The following is a 20663-nucleotide window of genomic DNA, read 5'->3' on the forward strand; positions in this document are numbered from 1 at the left end:
CTTCTTCAAGAATTACAACAATACAGGAGTATCAGATGTTTTTCCATTTTCACCTTTTGGACACTTTGTCAAGCACTGATTACTGCTTTGAGCTCTTTATATTATTTTAACAACTCACCAGCAAGAGCAGGCTCTTTAATGAATCCTTTATAGTTGTCTGCTTGAATGTCATACAGCTCCGCATATATTTTATTATTGCTAATCAGAAAATCATGATCCCCCACAGCGTCTACTTTTCCTTCGTGTATTACAATTATTTGATCAATATTTTTTATATTAGTGAATCTATGAGTAATAATTATATTAATCCTCTCTGTTTTTTTGTTTACCATATTTTCAAAGACTTCACTTTCTGTCTTAGCATCTAAAGCTGCTGTTGGTTCATCAAATACCATAACGTCTGCTTCCCGGACGAAACTTCTTGAGATAGCAAGTCTTTGCCATTGTCCTGTTGAAATATCCTCACTATTTTCCCATCCAATCAATAATTTTGTATCAAATTTCCTATTCAATTCATTAATAAAATCATGTGCTTGACCTAAGACGGAAGCTTCTATTATAACTGGCATATTGTTAATATTATCAACCATTGAAATTCCAATATTTTCTCTTATTGTAAGCGGAAACTTCACAAAATCCTGGAACATCGCGCTCATTTTCTCGAAATAGGCTTTCTTGTCGTACATAGTTCTATTAATGCCATTGATTAATATCTCGCCTTTTGTTGGTGCATATAACCCTAAAATGAGCTTGATCAACGTAGTTTTTCCACTTCCGTTATATCCGACAACTGCATAATCAAATCCTTTTTTTAATGTCAAATTTATATCTTCTAATATATGGTTACATGAGCTTGGATATTTAAAATAAACTCCTATAAACTCAATTGAATCCACGACAAAATCCTTTATTAAATCCTCACTAACTTCCTCGCTTTTTATTGAATTTATTTTGTTTAACCTTTCAAAGCTCAATAAATACAAACAATTTTCATATAGTGTCAAAGCACAGCTTATTAAATTGATCAAAGCATTTTGCAGCTTGGTAGCAGTTTCAATACTCATTATGATCACACCGATTGACAGTTTACTCATAATACCATTAACAACTATAATTATTTTCAATAAATAGGTCAGTAAATGTTGAATAGAATCACCTACTGTAGATTTTATAGTTAAAGTTCTTTTTACATTTTTATCTTGCTCAATTATCTTTTCAAAAATATTATTAATGATATTCTGTATAAAAGATATGTTGGAAAATAATTTCATTTCTTTGAAATTTTCATATGTAACTATCATATCCTTTAAAGAACTATAGTACCTAGTTTTTTCATATCGTTTATCATATACTTCAAATAACTTTGACATAGATTTTAAATTAATTATTGTACTTGGGACTATTGATAGTATGATGATAATCACTATACTTATCTGGTAAGATGCCAATATACTTATTGTACCAACGAATAAAGTCATATTCATGATAATCTCAACAATGTTATTCAAAATACCTATACTTCTCACTGTTGACTCGTCATTTGTTTTTTGGATGTCATTATGTAGTCTTGGATCTTCGAAATCTTGCATTTCCATGCTGTCTACAATTTCAATAGTTTTATTTGTTATATACTTATCAACTAATACAGTATAAATTTCCTTTACATAATTTGTAGTTTTATTAATAATTAATTTTATTAGTACAATAATGAAATGAAGAAGAAAGAGATATATTATGATAATATAATCTTTGGTGTCATTTATTAAAAGAGAACCTATTTGATCTATTATATGCTGCCATACAATTAAGTTTATGATATCAGGTAAAGCCATAACAGAACTTAAGACTAAAATTAATATGAAGTATTTTTTTGAAGAGGCGAATAATACGCTTAGAGTAGTTTTTATAATAGCAAAGTAGTTACTAAAGTGTCTAAAATTGTTGAATTTCTTCATCTCAATTATCCTCCAGTATTAATTGTGTTCTAAGTACTAAGGACGTGACTAAACCCTGAAGAATAATGTGGTATGGTTATTGTATTTCAATATAGGTCATAGCCTTCTGAAGAGTAACTCCAGTCTAACAACCTTAGATTTGAATACAACAGTGTCTTCGTCGGTATTGGACGAAGACACTGTTGTATTGTGAAACTCAATTTCTTGCCGCGTCGGAGTTATACGCGTTGTTTACAGAACCGACGCAAGAGCAATTACAATCAGGTTCTGAAATTTTATTTAACTGAATAGTTCGTTAATTGAGAATTACACATACTGCTGGTTTGTAAAACTAGTTTCTTGCTGCGTCTTGGTTAGCCGCTTCATTTACTGAACCGATGCAAGAGCATTGACAACCAGTTCCTGAAACCTTAGTAGCTGCTTGGTTCGCTAATTTAGAGTTACACACACATGGCGCACGAAAAGCTATGCTCTCATTGTCAATAGCTTGCTGTTGATATGGATTCATAATTTTCAGCATATTCTCACCTCCTTTCATTATGTATTTATCCAGGTTTAAATGAGAACAATTAAACCGAGAAATCAATTGTTATAAAAGAACATCTTCATTAAAGATTGCTAACTGTTCCGGTGATGTCCTAAGTAAGTTGTGATAATTCCTTAAACTACGTTCTGTTGTACTTCTATAATATTCACACTCTGCAAGATCAGGTTCCCTGACTCCCGAAGAATCCATTCTGTCTACATAACAACTACTACAAAGTTTAGCAGCCCAACAATCAGAGCAAATATTTTCCCAAACTTCGGAAAATTCATAAACATATTTTTTATAAATCTTTTCCTCAATAATCCCTTGATTTATATCTCCTATTGAAGGACTGTTTCCTATCCTTTCACATGCGAGAAAATCGCCATCTGCGGAAACAAATAATCGTCGGGATCCAACAACACAACAACCGTTCATTGGCACAAAATTAGTAGCTCTTTTTGTTACACTTCTTTTATGAATTCTGTCAAGTGAATTAAAGATAGTTTGTTCTTTAATTTCTTCCAAATTGCTAGTAATACTGATTTGCTTATCCTGCCATTGTCGTAGCGATTGGTCATTATAATCGGAGCTTTTAAGCAATTCTTCAGGCACAGTACCAGGACCGGCATAACCTAATTGATATCGGAAATCTTCATGAGTAAAATCTAAATTTGTAAAAAAGTCATCTATTTGAGAAACCTTTTCTTCGCTAAACGGAGGCATGTACACCGCATTTGCACTTATGTGCATTTCTTTACCATTTTTTCTAGCTACACTATTTAATAATTTGAATTTCTTGAAAACGTCATCAAATGAGCCTGAGCCATTCTTATAAACTCGATACATATCATGTATTTCTTTGGGACCATCAATGCTACAAAGAATAGATAAATTGTCAACGGTAGAAAAATATTCAGCCATTTTGGGGGTTAATACAGACAAGTTAGTAGTAAAAGAAAATTGTATAGTCCTTCCTGCTAAAGCAACCTTCGAGTATTCAATAACTTCTTTTAATAGCTCGAATTCAAGTAAAGGCTCTCCACCATAAAAAGTAATAGAAACTTCCTGCTGATCCCCATAAAGTTTCATGTAATCAATAGATTTAAGCGCCGTATCAGATGACATTCTTTTTGAAGTAAACGCCCGATTGTGAGGATACCCATCATGATATATACAATAGCGACAACGCATGTTGCATTTTCCAGTTAATTCCAAAATGAGTTGCGTTGTCCCTGTATTCATTTCATTTTTTATATACTCTAGGGATATGTCATTATATAAGTGCTTAATTTTGAATCCTTTGAATAAATCCTCCTCATTAATTGAAGTCATTAATTCATCTACATTAACGTTGTGAGCATAAATATATTGATTTAATTCATCTAAGCTTTTATTAGAGGAAATTAACAATTCAAATAACTGAGCTATATCATTGTCAAGCATCACAACCTTACTTGTACCACTATCGTAGAAGTAGTAAAAGTTATGTTCAGAGAATATCTTCCCTATGGAAAGTGCTGTTTGTGCTGGTTTTTCTTTTTTGTATTCTTGGATGTAATTAAAGAGTTCTGAAAAGTTTTCGAAGTTATCTTTATATAAATCCATTTCATTACCTCCTGCCATTAAAATACAACTCTTGAATATTATTATAGTAACATATTAAAAAAATATCAACACATTATTTTTTTAATATGTTACTTTTTGGTCTTACCACATCTAGGTTATGAAGTTTAGTAGGCGAAAACTCTACTTGATAAGACTAAACCGAGCCCCATATTTTAATAGACAACTTCGCATAGAAACCTGCAACACTCTAAATCAAAAAAGAGCAGCATAAGCGCTGCTCTTTTTTGCTAGGCTAGAATCGGAGTCTTAATACTTGAATTCATACGAATAGGAGTTTATTGTCTCCAGAACCGTACTATATTCCACAAATTTTGTTATATGTACCACCCGGTAGGTATTCCCGGAATTGACATAGTTAAACCCGTTCGAAGCATGTTAGCCCATGCTCGAGAAAGACTGGGTCCAAGACTTCACATCAGACCATTGATTGCTGCTGTTTTACCTCTTTTGTAGGGTGAGAGTAATAGAAGTATCATAATCCGTATAATTCTTTATTGTTCTCCCACTCTCAATAGTCAGCGAAACAGATGTCACCGAGATATACTATAAAGGGTATTATTATCTTCTCCTGTACAGCAGGTTCAGCATATTCTACTCTCTAAGGTCATGCAAATAAAGATTTCTTCGTAATTTCCCTCTATTTTTTTCTTATGCAGATGTTTCTTCATACTCCACTTCCGCCATTCTTAAGAAGCAGCTTCATTGCTCTGCGCCTGGCTCTGGTCAAATAGGATCTAATATTCACCGCTTGGACATCCATAGAAGCAGCAAGCTTGTGATCACTCCATTCAAGAATGTACTTGTTATACAATAAAGTCTGATCCCGTTCTGATAACTCACTGAGTATCTTGGCAATCTCTGTGTAATCCTCCTTGAGGCTATACATCTCCTCGATGCTAGGCTGCTTGTCGGCTATTTGCTCTATACTGTCAGCGGTTATCCCTGAAGAGGTATGATTCAGATGTCTTTTGCGCTGCTTCGCATGATTAATACTAGTATTATGTACGGTATGGACCAGATAGGATACTTGTTTATGCAGGTCTAGGGAACGCAATAATGCGGCTTTACTGATTAGTCTGACGAAGGACTCCTGTATCATATCATCAACAACATCATAGTCCTGCAAGATCTCATAAGCCTTCTTTTTCATAATAGGATAATACCTATCGTATAGCTCTGTTAGAAATACAACATCCTCGTTAACTTCTACAGTAGATAGGATGGTGAAGAACATGAATATTTTCACTCCCTTTAATTTACATTATAATACATAATAATAGTTGATAAACCTTATTTTGGAAGTGATGTATGATTCACAATATATGCTACTAGAAGCATTCAGCGAAACAAAAAGACCACTAGAAATAGCTATATTTAAAAAATAAAAAAAACTTGTAAAATTGCTGGAAGCAATCTTACAAGTTTTTTCGATATACCGGTGAGAGGACTCGAACCTCCACGGTTTCCCTCTCGATTTTGAGTCGAGCGCGTCTGCCATTCCGCCACACCGGCAAAGTATTAAGTTAAAATATGGCGCGCCCTGAGAGATTCGAACTCCCGGCCTTTTGATTCGTAGTCAAACGCTCTATCCAGCTGAGCTAAGGGCGCAAAATTTATATGGAGCGGACGACGGGAATCGAACCCGCGACCCTCGCCTTGGCAAGGCGATGCTCTACCGCTGAGCCACGTCCGCACACGGTATGTATTGATGTCCGACTCACTAAAGAAGTGAGCCATGAAGGACTCGAACCTTCGACACCCTGATTAAAAGTCAGGTGCTCTACCAACTGAGCTAATGGCTCATAAAGCAAGAAAATGGCGGAACCGACGGGATTCGAACCCGCGGTCTCCTGCGTGACAGGCAGGCATGTTAGGCCAACTACACCACGGTTCCAGAAGAATAATTGCTTAATGAAAATTGGTTGCGGGGGCAGGATTTGAACCTGCGACCTTCGGGTTATGAGCCCGACGAGCTACCGGGCTGCTCCACCCCGCGTCAGTAAAAAGTATTAATTCCCTTGGATTCCTCGGAAAGTATCCGGATTCCTCAGTGAAGCATTAACTTCACTTTTAGGGATGTGTTATGGTGGAGGCTGAGGGGATCGAACCCCCGACCCTCTGCTTGTAAGGCAGATGCTCTCCCAGCTGAGCTAAGCCTCCATGTAAAGAAGCAACTTAATTATCATAACACAATCAAAACTGTAATGCAACCATTTTTTCTAGAAGTCTAATGTTGTTTCAAGAAGAAATGGTGACCCGTATGGGATTCGAACCCATGTTACCTCCGTGAAAGGGAGGTGTCTTAACCCCTTGACCAACGGGCCGTTTTAAAAACAAATTGTTTTGACAACAAAAAAGATTATATCATGTATTATTAAGTATAGCAATACCTAAACTAATTATTTTTCTTTTTACTCTTCCTAGGTAATAGATTGATATGAAGCTTTTGAGATATTATCTCAACGATTTCACCTATAGTTCTATCATTCGTGTCTAGATGCTGCTTAAATACCTCGTGATCAAGCCCTCTGATGCACCTGTCGATCTGCTGAGCAGCCCAAGAGTCTTTTCCTTCACTCTAATGCTTAATCTCTTAAGCAAGGTCTCTCGGGAGGCACACAAACTAAAATGATAAAGCTCAATACCTCCATCAATTAACTTGCTGATGATTTCCCTGCAATAATCCGGATTCACTAGGGTCATAGGTACGATAATTATTCCATCATATTCGCTAGCTATGTTTTTCTTCGATAAATTTCATTTGCGGTTTCTGTCTTCCCTGGACCAAAAGCACCATTGATCCATATAATCATGATCATTTGCCTCCATGAACTAATTTTCATTCAAAAACCACTTCACAGTGATTGCCTATCCTTATAATAAACTGCTAAACATCGTACAACAAAAAGACCACTGTCGAATACTCAACAGTGGTCTTGCGTGCTTGGCAACGTCCTACTCTCCCAGGACCCTTCGGTCCAAGTACCATCGGCGCTGGAGGGCTTAACGGTCGTGTTCGGGATGGGTACGCGTGGAACCCCTCCGCTATCGCCACCAAACGGGCATTTGCGGTACAAATGCATTATTCAGGTCTCAGCATCGCCAAATGCTGAAAACAAATTCATCATCACACAGTCACTTGGACTATATAAATCTGAGCTTGATGCCTGAAAACTGAATCCGAAACGAATCTGCATTCTAAGTATAGGATAAGCCCTCGACCGATTAGTATTGGTCAGCTCCATGCATTGCTGCACTTCCACCTCCAACCTATCTACCTCGTCGTCTTCAAGGGGTCTTACTAATTGGGAAATCTCATCTTGAGGGGGGCTTCACGCTTAGATGCTTTCAGCGCTTATCCCGTCCGTACGTAGCTACCCAGCCATGCTCCTGGCGGAACAACTGGTGCACCAGCGGTACGTCCATCCCGGTCCTCTCGTACTAAGGACAGCTCCTCTCAAATTTCCTGCGCCCACGACAGATAGGGACCGAACTGTCTCACGACGTTCTGAACCCAGCTCGCGTACCGCTTTAATGGGCGAACAGCCCAACCCTTGGGACCTACTTCAGCCCCAGGATGCGATGAGCCGACATCGAGGTGCCAAACCTCCCCGTCGATGTGGACTCTTGGGGGAGATAAGCCTGTTATCCCCAGGGTAGCTTTTATCCGTTGAGCGATGGCCCTTCCATGCGGTACCACCGGATCACTAAGTCCGACTTTCGTCCCTGCTCGACTTGTAGGTCTCGCAGTCAAGCTCCCTTATGCCTTTGCACTCTGCGAATGATTTCCAACCATTCTGAGGGAACCTTGGAACGCCTCCGTTACTCTTTAGGAGGCGACCGCCCCAGTCAAACTGCCCGCCTGACACGGTCCCCGTACCCGGTAAGGGTACTAGGTTAGAACCTAGATACGATCAGGGTGGTATCCCAACGGCGCCTCCACCGAAGCTTGCGCTCCGATTTCTACGGCTCCCACCTATCCTGTACAGATCGTACCCAAATTCAATATCAAGCTGCAGTAAAGCTCCATGGGGTCTTTCCGTCTTGTCGCGGGTAACCTGCATCTTCACAGGTATTAAAATTTCACCGGATCTCTCGTTGAGACAGCGCCCAAGTCGTTACGCCATTCGTGCGGGTCAGAATTTACCTGACAAGGAATTTCGCTACCTTAGGACCGTTATAGTTACGGCCGCCGTTTACTGGGGCTTCGGTTCATAGCTTCGGGTTACCCCTAACCACTCCCCTTAACCTTCCAGCACCGGGCAGGCGTCAGCCCGTATACTTCGCCTTGCGGCTTCGCACAGACCTGTGTTTTTGCTAAACAGTCGCTTGGGCCTTTTCACTGCGGCCCCCTCGTGCTATTCACACTACCGGGGCACCCCTTCTCCCGAAGTTACGGGGTCATTTTGCCGAGTTCCTTAACGAGAGTTCTTCCGCGCGCCTTAGAATTCTCTTCTCGCCTACCTGTGTCGGTTTGCGGTACGGGCACCTTCTCCTGGCTAGAGGCTTTTCTTGGCAGTGTGAGATCATGACCTTCGCTACTATAATTTTCGCTCCCCATCACAGCCCAGCCTTAACGATGTGCGGATTTGCCTACACATCAGCCTCACTGCTTAGACGGACATCCATCAGTCCGCGTCACTACCCTCCTGCGTCACCCCATCGCTCATAGCGGATTACGGTGGTACAGTAATTTCAAACTGTTGTCCTTCGACTACGCCTTTCGGCCTCGCCTTAGGTCCCGACTTACCCTGAGCGGACGAGCCTTCCTCAGGAAACCTTGGGCTTTCGGCGGATCAGATTCTCACTGATCTTTTCGTTACTCATACCGGCATTCTCACTTGTGTAGTGTCCAGCGCTCTTTTCAGTACACCTTCAACCCCTACACAACGCTCCCCTACCCCAGATACATAGTATCTAGCCATAGCTTCGGTGGTGTGTTTAGCCCCGTTACATTTTCGGCGCAGAGTCACTCGACCAGTGAGCTATTACGCACTCTTTCAATGGTGGCTGCTTCTAAGCCAACATCCTGGTTGTCTGTGCAACTCCACATCCTTTCCCACTTAACACACACTTGGGGACCTTAGCTGATGGTCTGGGCTGTTTCCCTTTTGACAATGGATCTTAGCACTCACTGTCTGACTCCCGGCAATAAGTATATGGCATTCGGAGTTTGACTGAGCTTGGTAATCCTTGCGGACCCCGCACCCAATCAGTGCTCTACCTCCACTACTCTTATACCGAGGCTAGCCCTAAAGCTATTTCGGGGAGAACCAGCTATCTCCGAGTTCGATTGGAATTTCTCCGCTACCCCCACCTCATCCCCGCACTTTTCAACGTACGTGGGTTCGGGCCTCCAGTGCGTGTTACCGCACCTTCACCCTGGACAGGGGTAGATCACACGGTTTCGGGTCTACGTCCACATACTAATTCGCCCTATTCAGACTCGCTTTCGCTGCGGCTCCACCTTCTCGGCTTAACCTTGCATGTTAAACGTAACTCGCCGGTTCATTCTACAAAAGGCACGCCATCACCCATTAATAGGGCTCTGACTTTTTGTAAGCACACGGTTTCAGGTTCTATTTCACTCCCCTTCCGGGGTGCTTTTCACCTTTCCCTCACGGTACTGTTTCACTATCGGTCGCCAGGTAGTATTTAGCCTTAGCAGATGGTCCTGCTGGATTCATACGGGGTTTCACGTGCCCCGCACTACTCGGGATCCGTCTCGGAGAGAACACAGTTTAGGCTACAGGGCTTTTACCTCTATCGCGGGCCTTTCCAGACCTCTTCACCTACCATATTCCTTTGTAACTCCATGTGAGACGTCCCACAACCCCTAAGAGCAAGCTCTTAGGTTTAGGCTGTTCCGCGTTCGCTCGCCGCTACTGACGGAATCACTATTGTTTTCTCTTCCTCAGGGTACTTAGATGTTTCAGTTCCCCTGGTCTGCCTCTACATTTCCTATGTATTCAGAAATGAGTAACTGCGAATTACCACAGCTGGGTTTCCCCATTCGGACACCCCCGGATCAAAGCTTGCTTACAGCTCCCCGAGGCAGTTTCGTTGTTCGCCACGTCCTTCGTCGGCTCCTGGCGCCTAGGCATCCTCCGTGTGCTCTTATTAGCTTAACCTTGATTTTTCCGTAGAAAAATATCATACGATGACATTCTCTTTGGAATCATCTCACTAATAACATTTACTTGTTTGCACAAGTTGCTAAAAGATGTTCTAAAACGCAAATTCGTTTCGGTATCCAGTTTTCAAGGATCAAGTCTTACTTGAGAGCTTAAACTCTCAAAACTGAGCAACGAGTGAGTAACAGGCCTAAACCTGAGTTTTGGAAGTTAAACTTCCGATTTGAATGTCCTCATTGCAGAGAACGATTCTCCATAGAAAGGAGGTGATCCAGCCGCACCTTCCGATACGGCTACCTTGTTACGACTTCACCCCAATCATCTACCCCACCTTCGGCGGCTGGCTCCCTTGCGGGTTACCCCACCGACTTCGGGTGTTGTAAACTCTCGTGGTGTGACGGGCGGTGTGTACAAGACCCGGGAACGTATTCACCGCGGCATGCTGATCCGCGATTACTAGCAATTCCGACTTCATGCAGGCGAGTTGCAGCCTGCAATCCGAACTGAGACCGGCTTTGATGGGATTGGCTCCACCTCGCGGCTTCGCTTCCCGTTGTACCGGCCATTGTAGTACGTGTGTAGCCCAGGTCATAAGGGGCATGATGATTTGACGTCATCCCCACCTTCCTCCGGTTTGTCACCGGCAGTCACTCTAGAGTGCCCAGCATTACCTGCTGGCAACTAAAGTTAAGGGTTGCGCTCGTTGCGGGACTTAACCCAACATCTCACGACACGAGCTGACGACAACCATGCACCACCTGTCTCCTCTGTCCCGAAGGCCGCTGCTATCTCTAGCAGATTCAGAGGGATGTCAAGACCTGGTAAGGTTCTTCGCGTTGCTTCGAATTAAACCACATACTCCACTGCTTGTGCGGGTCCCCGTCAATTCCTTTGAGTTTCAGTCTTGCGACCGTACTCCCCAGGCGGAGTGCTTACTGTGTTAACTTCGGCACCAAGGGTATCGAAACCCCTAACACCTAGCACTCATCGTTTACGGCGTGGACTACCAGGGTATCTAATCCTGTTTGCTCCCCACGCTTTCGCGCCTCAGCGTCAGTTACAGCCCAGAAAGTCGCCTTCGCCACTGGTGTTCCTCCACATATCTACGCATTTCACCGCTACACGTGGAATTCCACTTTCCTCTTCTGTACTCAAGCCACCCAGTTTCCAGTGCGACCTCAGGTTGAGCCCAAGGTTTAAACACCAGACTTAAATAGCCGCCTGCGCGCGCTTTACGCCCAATAATTCCGGACAACGCTTGCCCCCTACGTATTACCGCGGCTGCTGGCACGTAGTTAGCCGGGGCTTTCTTCTCAGGTACCGTCACTCCGGTAACAGTTACTCTACCGGACGTTCTTCCCTGGCAACAGAGCTTTACGATCCGAAAACCTTCATCACTCACGCGGCGTTGCTCCGTCAGGCTTTCGCCCATTGCGGAAGATTCCCTACTGCTGCCTCCCGTAGGAGTCTGGGCCGTGTCTCAGTCCCAGTGTGGCCGTTCACCCTCTCAGGTCGGCTACGCATCGTCGCCTTGGTGGGCCGTTACCCCACCAACTAGCTAATGCGCCGCAGGCCCATCCCTCAGTGACAGATTGCTCCGTCTTTCATTCTTCTCTCAGGAGAAAAAAGAAATTATCCGGTATTAGCTACCGTTTCCGGTAGTTATCCCAGTCTGAAGGGCAGGTTGCCTACGTGTTACTCACCCGTCCGCCGCTAAGTTACTTTGAAAGCAAGCTTTCAAAGTAACTCCGCTCGACTTGCATGTATTAGGCACGCCGCCAGCGTTCGTCCTGAGCCAGGATCAAACTCTCCAATTAGTATTGAAAAGAGCGATATGCTCATTTTGAAACATCTGACGAGAAAATTAATTCTCTAATTTTGGATTTCACTTACGTGATTTCCTACTCACTCGTTGTTCAGTTTTCAAAGATCAAGTTCTCGTTGGCACCGTTTAATGTCTCAGCAGCAACTCTTATACTGTATCATGTTTTCTGATTTATTGCAACTCTTTTTTTTCAAAGTTCATTGCAATCTAATTCAGATTAACATTCACCAACCGAAAGCTTTATAGTTCCTCTTTGCGACTGGATTTATAATGTACCATATATCCCTATATAAAAACAATACTTAAAAATTTATATTTTATAAATAAGTGCTTTTGCCCCACTTAATTTAACATCTTTTATCCCTATCTACCTATAAAAAACGTGTAGATTCTAAGGATACAGAATCTACACGTGAGTCCGGACAGCGGCTTGTTTTATAAATTTATTAGTTTGAAATCCAAGGATTTCTACGTTTTTTAGTACTCGCTGCTGAACCTTGAGATTTCGTAGCAGCTTTGCTTTTCTTGCTGCTAGGTTGACCTGAGGTCTTTGCTTTTTTGCCTGTTGCTGTTTCCTTTACTACACTCCCCTTATTCTTGAGAGAAGCGTTAGAAGTTGACTCATCAGTCTCTGTTCTAGCCGCTTCAGGAGATTCCTGCACGAACGCTTCAGGTTCTTGAATTTCCGGCACCCGATTATGCTGCGAATAATTACCTATCCCTGGATACTGCGGATTGGATGGAATATTAGAGTTATCCTGTCCGCCAAATGCTCCAAGCGTAGAAGTAGGAACCATTCCCTGATTAGGCATTCCTGCTCCATATGCAGAAAAAGCGTTTGGATTCCCATATTCAGGATAGGTGTTGTATACAGGCATGTCATATGAATAAGTTTGCACTGGTGGAATATGCACGCCTCCGCACCCACAAGTTGGCCAAGGAAGGTTCGGCGTCTGTCCTCCATATTGAGGAACAGCATACGGGGAGAAATCCCCGCCTACGTTCATGCCAGCAACATTAGCCTCCATCGGATTCCACTGTCCTGGACTCATATTAGGGGCAGCATTGGGACTCCATTGTTCTGGGCTCACGTTAGGCGCTGCATTGGGATTCCATTGTTCTGGGCTTATGTTTGGCGCGGCATTTGGATTCCACTGTTCTGGGCTTATGTTTGGCGCGGCATTGGGATTCCACTGTTCCGGGCTTATGTTTGGTGCAGCATTGGGATTCCACTGTTCCGGGCTTATGTTTGGCGCGGCATTGGGATTCCACTGTTCTGGACTCATATTAGAATACATATTGCCCGAAAAATAACATGGTGAAATACATTCTGGTGCATAAGCCATTGGCTGAACATAACTTGGTGCCCAGTTCATGTTCATATTAGGGCTATTTTGATATGAATCATAGAGATAAGGATTTCCTCCCAGGCCCGGGTATCCGTTGGAATTATCCCATGAGCAATCATTGTCTGCTTTCTTCTCAGCTTTAGGTGCTTCTTGTTGAGCAACCGGCTCTTGATTTGGAACCGTAATCTGAACAAATAAACTCTGCATTTCAATTTCTTGCACTGGAGCAACTTCCATTTGCATATTAGGCGCAGGATTGGGTGCAATATTTTGTGTATTAATTGGGGCGATGTTTAGCGATGGGTGTGGTGCAGAATTGGATTCAGGTGAGATATTTGTCACTGGTTTAGGTGCAGGTTTAGCTTCTGGTTTTACTTCTGGTTTAGTTTCTGGTTTAGGTGCAGGCACTACCTCAGCAGCAGGCTGTTCTTTAGGACCTGTATATTCCTTGCCACCCACCTGCGTTTTCTCTGACGCGTTAGACGGTGTATACCCAGGCTGTGTCGGTGAGGTATTGGATACTTTTTTAGGAATATTAACTACTTCCCCTAGCATAAGTACATTTGGATTCTTTAGTTGGGGATTGGCCTCAACCATATCCTTTAAAGGAATTCCCCAGGCTTTAGATAATTTCCACAAGGTATCTCCTTGTTTAACGGTGTGCTTGTAGTAAACTTCACTGTTCTCCGGTACGGATACAGGGGCCGTAGGTATTTTTACTTTGTCTCCAACCGCTAACACATTCGGATTACTGATCTGCGGGTTTGCTTCAATAATTTTTTGTAACGGCACTCCGTACTTTTGCGATAAGGCATACAAACTATCGCCTTGTTTGACAATGTGTATTTTCACGTAGCATTAACCTCCTAAAAGTTTTGTGGAGTATTGCTTTCTTTACAGCTACACAGCAAAACTGACTTCGAAAGCAAACACCCTTTTCATGGAACATTGCTCTCTTACAAAGTTATATGCGGTACAGCCGCCTCCTTCGTTACTACATCTTATGCAGCCCATGGGCGAATGACATCCCCGAAATAAAAAAAATCCTTTCATGATCCATGAAAAGATTAACCGGAGACTCCCGTTTTCTTCTGCATGTATGCATAAAAGGACTTCTGATGCGTATTCAATGCTATTTACGTTGTATGATTAGTCTTTATTCCCAAACCTTATAGCCATCTTTATCAACCACATTACGGAACTCTTCGAGCAGCTTCAAAGTGATTGGACCCGCTTGTCCTTCACCAATGATCCGGCCGTCAATTTCACGTGCTGCAATAACCTCAGCAGCTGTGCCAGTGAAGAACACCTCGTCCGCTATATAAACATCATGCATTGTGAACGGTTCTTCTTTCAGTTTAATACCTAATTTCTCACAGAGCTCAATGATCGCCAGACGGGTAATTCCTTCAAGGGCTCCCAAGTAACATGGAGGAGTGAAAACTACACCATTTTTGATAATGAAAATATTATCGCCCGATCCCTCAGTAACATAACCTTGAGCGTTCATCATGATGGCTTCGTCGGCTTCTGCCAAGTTGGATTGGATTTTTACTAGGATATTGTTTAGGTAATTAAGCGATTTGATCTTTGGATTGAGTGCATCCGGAATATTACGGCGTTGGGACACAGAAACTGCACGAAGTCCGTTCAAATACGCTTGTTCTGGGTAAATAGCCAGTTGCTCAACGATAATAATTACACTAGCTTTTGGACAACGGCGTGGATCAAGACCTAAGTTCCCTGGTCCCCGGGAGACGATCAGTCGAATATAGCCGTTACGCATGTCGTTAAGACGAATCGTTTCAGCCATAGCTTCCAGCATCTCATCATACGTTAGCGGAATGTCCAGCATGATCGATTTTGCCGAATCATACAGTCTGTCCAAATGCTCTTTACATTTAAAAATATTGCCGTTATAGATACGGATACCTTCAAAAATACCGTCTCCATACAAAAAACCGTGATCAAAAACGGATACCTTTGCATTTTCCTTCGTTACGTGTTGTCCATCCAAATAGATCCATTGCTCAGCCATGAATTTACTGCACCTCCGCTTTCTCTTCCTCATAGGTGTATGTGGGATACGAGCCCAGAATCCTTACCTGACAGCCTAAAGCACTAATTTCTTCAATAGCCCCTGGCAGCAGAACAGATTCTATCGGTTCCAGCACATCAATATAAAAATAATAAGTACCCAGCTTCTTCTTCGTTGGTCGTGATTCAATCCGCGATAAATTCAGTTTCCGCCAGGAAAAAGCAGCAAGCACCTGATGCAAGGCACCTGGAAAATCCTCTGGCAGCGTTACTAGAACACTCGTCTTTACTCCTGTGCTGCTCCGCGGAAGATCTATCTTCTGTGGACCAACCAGGACAAACCGTGTGTAGTTGTTGTTGTGATCTGTAATTTGCCGATCTACAATCTCCAGCCCATGAGTAGCGGCGCCAAGAGCGGTACCGATAGCAGCCCAGCCCTTACCAGGATTGTTTTTGACGATTTCCACAGCTTCAGAGGTACTTCCGACCGACTCCAGTTCAGCCCAAGGGGCATGCTTACGAACAAATTGCATACATTGTGCCATTGCTACGGGATGCGAAAGGATTTTTACCATCTTGGTGAAATCCTTGTTGCCGTCTGTATCTGTGAATTCCCTTGGGTTACCGATAAGATTCTGTATCGATGGAAAAATCCATTCCGTCTGCATTGGCAGATCCACTTCATTGATGAGCCAATCGATGTGAAGACTAACTGAGCCTTCAATGGTATTTTCAATCGGAATCACGCTGTAATCGGTGGTACCATTCGCCGTAGAGAGAAATACATCGGAAATTAACTTGTGATGCACAAGCTTTACAGGTTCACCGTTAAACAAATGCAGCAGCGCTTCGTGGGATACCGAGCCCTGCGGCAATACCGCTATTGATTTCATGACCGTACTCCTTTTATCATATCCAAAAATGATACGTTTTGCATCTCGTTTATTTCAAGCAGCTCTGTAGTAACTCCAGAAGCACAAGGTGTTAACCAGCAGGTCCGAGCGGAAATGCCATGTTCCTGCATCGTATTCTTCAAGAAGGCCTCAAGCTCACTCTTACGGGTCTCTTGGCGATCCACTAAACATAGCAGAGTCGGTCCAGCACCGCTAAGTGCGATCCCTAAAGCACCATGTTCAGGAGCTTCTGCGAGCAGCTTCTCCATGCCCGGTATAAGCGGTGCACGATACGGCTGATGCAGGCGATCCTGCATCGCTCTGCTAAGCAGGTCAAGCCGGCCTGATGCCAGCGAAGCCGTCAATAGAGAGGTTCTGCTGATGTTGTACACAGCATCACTAACTGAGATTTCTGTTGGAAGCAATCCCCGCGCTTTTGTGGTTTCCAGTTCGAATTCAGGAATAACCACCAGCACCTCAAGATTTTGTGGTGGTTCCAGCCGAACATAATCCGCATGTTCACCATCCCACACGGCAGTAATAATGCCGCCAAACAAGGAGGCACCCACATTATCGGGATGTTTCTCAAGCTGGGTAGCCATATCAAACAGCTTAGCATTATCCAGCGGAGAGCCAATCATTGTGTTCGCTGCGGCCATTCCGCCAATAATAGCTGAGGCACTGCTGCCGAGTCCACGCGTAAGCGGAATCTCCGAGTACATGGATATCGATAATTCAGGCACCGTAACGCCTGCCTCTGCAAATACCATTTGAGCGACCTTATAGAGTAAATTGCTCTTATCCTGAGCCACTCCATTCATCTCGTCACCATACAGATGAAAAACAGTCTCCTCTGCTTCCTCCATCTCAATCCAGGCATATAGCGGCAAAGCCATACCCAGAGTATCGAAGCCCGGACCAAGATTGGCAGTACTAGCAGGCACTTTAACCCTAGCTCTTCCGTAAATACTCATAACAGGTACAATCTCCTTACTATGTTTTGAAATATGAAAGTATTAGTTCAGTGGCTTGGTTAACCTTCCACACGATAATGGCTCTTAATCCGGCGGATGACTTTCAGCTCCTCGAAATGGCGCAGCACTTTGTTCATGCTTGCTTTACTAGCGTTATGAGTGACAATAATGATCTCCGCATCAGGATTATTGGGATTGGCTTGCTGAACTACTGAATCCAAACTTACATCATATTCGGCAAACACTTGAGTAATCTTAGCCAATACCCCTGCTTTATCATCAACATGCAGAAGCAAAAAGTTTTTATAAAAAATAGCTTCATCACTCTTAAGCTTTTTCTGCTTGTAAGGTACTTTTTGCTTCAATCCATTCACACCTAGTTTAAGGTTCTTAATGACAGCTACCAAATCAGCTACCACTGAGGTTGCAGTTGGCATTGCGCCCGCACCCGCACCGTAGAACATGGTCTCTCCCACTGCTTCCCCGTATACGTAAACTGCGTTGAACACGCCATTGACGGAAGCCAAGGGATGACTAGCCCGAATCAAGGTTGGCTGAACACTGATGCTGAATTCTTCATCCTGACGTTCAGCGATGCCTAACAGCTTAATTTCATATCCGAGACGTTTCGCAAAGGCGATATCCGCCTTACTCACCTGAGAAATCCCACTCACACTTACATCATGCAGCTCCACGTTAGTACGGAAACCTAAGGTTCCGAGAATCGCCATTTTGCGGGCAGCGTCCAGGCCTTCCACATCCGAGGTTGGATCAGACTCTGCGTATCCCAGATCCTGCGCTTCTTTTAACACATCATTATAGGATGCGCCTTCTTGGCTCATTTTGGTTAGTATGTAATTAGTCGTTCCATTCACGATACCTATAATCTTCATAATCTTATCTGAGGAAAAGCCCTCGATAAGTGTGCGGATAATCGGAATGCCTCCTGCTACGCTAGCCTCATAAAAGACATCACATTGCTTCTCCTGCGCCTTAGCAAGAATCTCCGAGCCGTGCAGCGCCATCAAATCCTTGTTCGCAGTTACGACATGTTTACCGCGTTCCAAAGCTTCAAGAATATATTCTTTGGTTCCCGCGATTCCCCCCATAACTTCAACGATGACATCAATTTCAGGATCACGAATCACATCCCATGGATCTGTCGTTATTTTAGCAGGATCAACCTCGATTTCGCGTGGTTTATTAGAATTATTCACAGCTATACGTTCAATGACAATTGAAGAGCCTACCTGGCTGCTTAAATCCTCTTGATTCCCTTCCACGATACGAACTACACCTGTGCCTACTGTTCCCAGGCCCAGCAACCCCACTTTAACCGGCTTCATCTGTCTCCTCCTAAAAGTTTACGAATATAGTTCCTATCCCTGTCCAACGATTAAAGCACGCTTCACTCCTGGAATCTCTTTCAGACTATCCAGCATCTCTCCAAGTTCCTCATTTAAGTGTGAAATTTCTACGGAGATCACCACATTTGCCCGCCCTTGCAGCGGAATACTCTGGTGAATCGTCAACACATTAGCCCCATGTCCCGCTACAGAGCCTAGTACCTTGGAAAGCATTCCAGATTCGTGCTCCAAATCCATGGAAATCGTAACGATCCGCTCTCGTTCGAGCTGATGGATCAAGTGAATTCCATCCTTGTATTTATAAAAAGCGCTTCGGCTTAATCCCACCTGCTCTACACCTTCATTTACGGTCTTCGCATCCCCGGCCTCAAGCAATTGTTTAACCTGCATAGTCTTAAGTACAGCATCAGGCAATATGTCCTCCCGGACCAAATAATAGCGTTCTCTCACGAACGTCCTCACCTCAAAGACTTTTGTGTTTTCTTAGTGGACATTATATCGGAAAAGGCTTGTAAAATGCAATAACTTTATCTGGATGCTCCAAGGCCGGGTAGTTAGGTGTAGTAAAACCCCCGGATTCCCGGGGGCAGAAGGCAATCGTATGTACACTAACTGTATGGAATCGTCGTCCCGCAATAGTCACAGATTTTATCCTGCCCAGGAAGTACTCTACTCTTAGCACCGCAACTCGGACAAACGATGGATTTCGGCAGTTGGACAGGTGGCTTAGGCCTATTCTCCGGCAATGACTGCCGCCCAGATGATGGCTGGTTCTCTGATGCCGCGGAGGGCTGTGCCCGGTCAGGATGTACAAGATTGGGCGGTTGTTTATCTAAGAGCTTAACACGTCCTTCATAATAGACAAGATCAGAAGCAAGTAACCCCCATCTCACCAAATACCGTAGGTCTCTACGTACATCATCTTCACTTTGTTTCGTGATATCAGCTAAATTACCAATATGCCTAACATCATCCACTACGATCAGCATGAGATACTTCTTGCACAGAAAATCAAAGTTTTCTGTTGCAAAGGTAGCCCTCCCTGCAAAGCTGTCCGCCGGAATTATAAAGATCACGTAGAGGACCACCAGAATGATCAATAAAGTGTACCACTTAAAATCCCCTTTGTAGGTCCCCACGGCGAAGAGGACAGCAAGTTCCATAAAAGCTCCCATACATACATGATAGAGCAATTTGTAGTTAAATGATTTCCGCTCATTCTTATAATGAGTGCTTACAAAACGAAGCATCGCAAGTACAAACCCAAGCGGAGCAAACAAATAGGCAATCGCCATGATGATTCGATCAAACACTGTCCGGTCTCGCTTGTTACGGTAGCGAAGGTTATTCTCAGGCGCACGCACCAGTGCTTGTGCCCGTTTGGAATAAATAAGCTTCGGCGGCAATTTTACAAATGGATTGTCTACACGTCCTTCATAATAAACAATATCTGGAGAAAGCACTCCCTGATCTTTTAAATATTCCAAAACCTCGCGGACATTCTCTTCACTGAATCCGCGAATATCGGATAGGCTGCCGATATGCCTTATGCCGTCCACAAGAACCAATGCGATATAGTCATTGCAAAGATAGGTGAATCCCTCTCTCCATCCTACGGCCCTAACCGACAATTTGATGGCGGGAATCCTAAACAATGCGTAGATAATCACCAGCCTGATCAAGAGTGCGACATAATCGATTTGACCGAGTAGCTTGCTAATAATGAAATAGATCGCCAATTCTACAAAGGCACCCATACACGCATGATAAAACAGGTTAATATTGCTTGCTTTGCGCTGTCTCTTGGAATGTGTAGATAATAACCGAATGGCAGCCAATATAAAGCCAACCGGAGCAAATACATACGCAAACACAATAGTCGTATAATCAAACGCCGTCCGCTCATATTCATGCTTGTACACGGGTTTTCCCGATGTCGGCGGCTGTCTGCGTATATCCAATCCACTCATTTTG

Annotated in this window: 11 protein-coding genes, 8 tRNA genes and 3 rRNA genes; all 22 read right to left on the reverse strand. The window is 43.4% G+C overall.

The genetic code is table 11. The annotated features are described in order from the left end of the window. Positions 1-101: 101 nt before the first annotated feature. The 22 genes from PODO_RS23650 to PODO_RS23760 all read right to left on the reverse strand — a co-directional run bounded on the left by PODO_RS23650 (position 102) and on the right by PODO_RS23760 (position 20659). Positions 102-1955, reverse strand: coding sequence for an ATP-binding cassette domain-containing protein (locus PODO_RS23650; protein ID WP_038573025.1), 1854 nt, complete (start codon positions 1953-1955; stop codon positions 102-104). Between the two features lie 331 nt (positions 1956-2286). Further along, complete coding sequence (locus tag PODO_RS23655; protein ID WP_036687467.1) at positions 2287-2475, reverse strand: hypothetical protein; 189 nt, start codon at positions 2473-2475, stop codon at positions 2287-2289. Positions 2476-2544: 69 nt separating this feature from the next. Then, on the reverse strand, positions 2545-4089 hold the full coding sequence (locus tag PODO_RS23660) for a radical SAM/SPASM domain-containing protein (RefSeq protein WP_038573026.1): 1545 nt from the start codon (positions 4087-4089) through the stop codon (positions 2545-2547). A 685-nt stretch (positions 4090-4774) separates the two neighbouring features. Further along, entirely contained in the window at positions 4775-5344 is a 570-nt protein-coding gene (locus PODO_RS23665) for an RNA polymerase sigma factor (RefSeq protein WP_036687464.1), read from the reverse strand. Positions 5345-5543: 199 nt separating this feature from the next. Next, a tRNA-Leu gene (locus tag PODO_RS23670) sits at positions 5544-5622 on the reverse strand. 19 nt (positions 5623-5641) lie between these two features. Next, positions 5642-5718, reverse strand: a tRNA-Arg gene (locus PODO_RS23675). Between the two features lie 10 nt (positions 5719-5728). After that, positions 5729-5803: transfer RNA gene (locus PODO_RS23680), tRNA-Gly, on the reverse strand. A 36-nt stretch (positions 5804-5839) separates the two neighbouring features. Next, a tRNA-Lys gene (locus tag PODO_RS23685) sits at positions 5840-5912 on the reverse strand. 14 nt (positions 5913-5926) lie between these two features. Further along, a tRNA-Asp gene (locus PODO_RS23690) sits at positions 5927-6004 on the reverse strand. Positions 6005-6029: 25 nt separating this feature from the next. After that, positions 6030-6106 (reverse strand) — tRNA-Met (locus PODO_RS23695). Between the two features lie 88 nt (positions 6107-6194). Further along, positions 6195-6270 (reverse strand) — tRNA-Val (locus PODO_RS23700). An 89-nt stretch (positions 6271-6359) separates the two neighbouring features. Continuing rightward, a tRNA-Glu gene (locus PODO_RS23705) sits at positions 6360-6434 on the reverse strand. A 618-nt stretch (positions 6435-7052) separates the two neighbouring features. After that, positions 7053-7169 (reverse strand): 5S ribosomal RNA (gene rrf / locus PODO_RS23715). 146 nt (positions 7170-7315) lie between these two features. Beyond that, positions 7316-10241: ribosomal RNA gene (locus tag PODO_RS23720) — 23S ribosomal RNA — on the reverse strand. Positions 10242-10503: 262 nt separating this feature from the next. Beyond that, positions 10504-12061 (reverse strand): 16S ribosomal RNA (locus PODO_RS23725). The 16S, 23S and 5S rRNA genes sit together here, the layout of an rRNA operon. 454 nt (positions 12062-12515) lie before the next feature. Continuing rightward, on the reverse strand, positions 12516-14270 hold the full coding sequence (locus PODO_RS23730; protein ID WP_038573027.1) for a LysM peptidoglycan-binding domain-containing protein: 1755 nt from the start codon (positions 14268-14270) through the stop codon (positions 12516-12518). 304 nt (positions 14271-14574) lie between these two features. Next, positions 14575-15456, reverse strand: a complete 882-nt coding sequence (ilvE, locus tag PODO_RS23735) for a branched-chain-amino-acid transaminase (protein WP_036685189.1) — start codon at positions 15454-15456, stop codon at positions 14575-14577. 4 nt (positions 15457-15460) lie between these two features. Beyond that, positions 15461-16348 carry a prephenate dehydratase gene (pheA, locus tag PODO_RS23740; protein ID WP_036685188.1) on the reverse strand — a complete coding sequence of 296 codons (888 nt, stop codon included), beginning with the start codon at positions 16346-16348 and terminating at the stop codon, positions 15461-15463. Next, on the reverse strand, positions 16345-17322 hold the full coding sequence (gene thrB / locus PODO_RS23745) for a homoserine kinase (protein ID WP_038573028.1): 978 nt from the start codon (positions 17320-17322) through the stop codon (positions 16345-16347). Before thrB ends, pheA begins: the two co-directional genes overlap by 4 nt. 59 nt (positions 17323-17381) lie before the next feature. Continuing rightward, entirely contained in the window at positions 17382-18668 is a 1287-nt protein-coding gene (locus PODO_RS23750) for a homoserine dehydrogenase (protein WP_036685184.1), read from the reverse strand. Positions 18669-18701: 33 nt separating this feature from the next. Beyond that, positions 18702-19139 (reverse strand): ACT domain-containing protein, encoded by a 438-nt coding sequence (locus tag PODO_RS23755; protein ID WP_038573029.1) that lies wholly within the window; start codon positions 19137-19139, stop codon positions 18702-18704. A gap of 158 nt (positions 19140-19297) precedes the next feature. Further along, positions 19298-20659: a zinc ribbon domain-containing protein gene (locus PODO_RS23760; protein WP_038573030.1), complete on the reverse strand. Its 1362-nt coding sequence runs from the start codon at positions 20657-20659 to the stop codon at positions 19298-19300. Positions 20660-20663: the final 4 nt, after the last annotated feature.

The sequence above is a fragment of the Paenibacillus odorifer genome, assembly GCF_000758725.1.
GTDB lineage: Bacteria > Bacillota > Bacilli > Paenibacillales > Paenibacillaceae > Paenibacillus_AQ > Paenibacillus_AQ odorifer.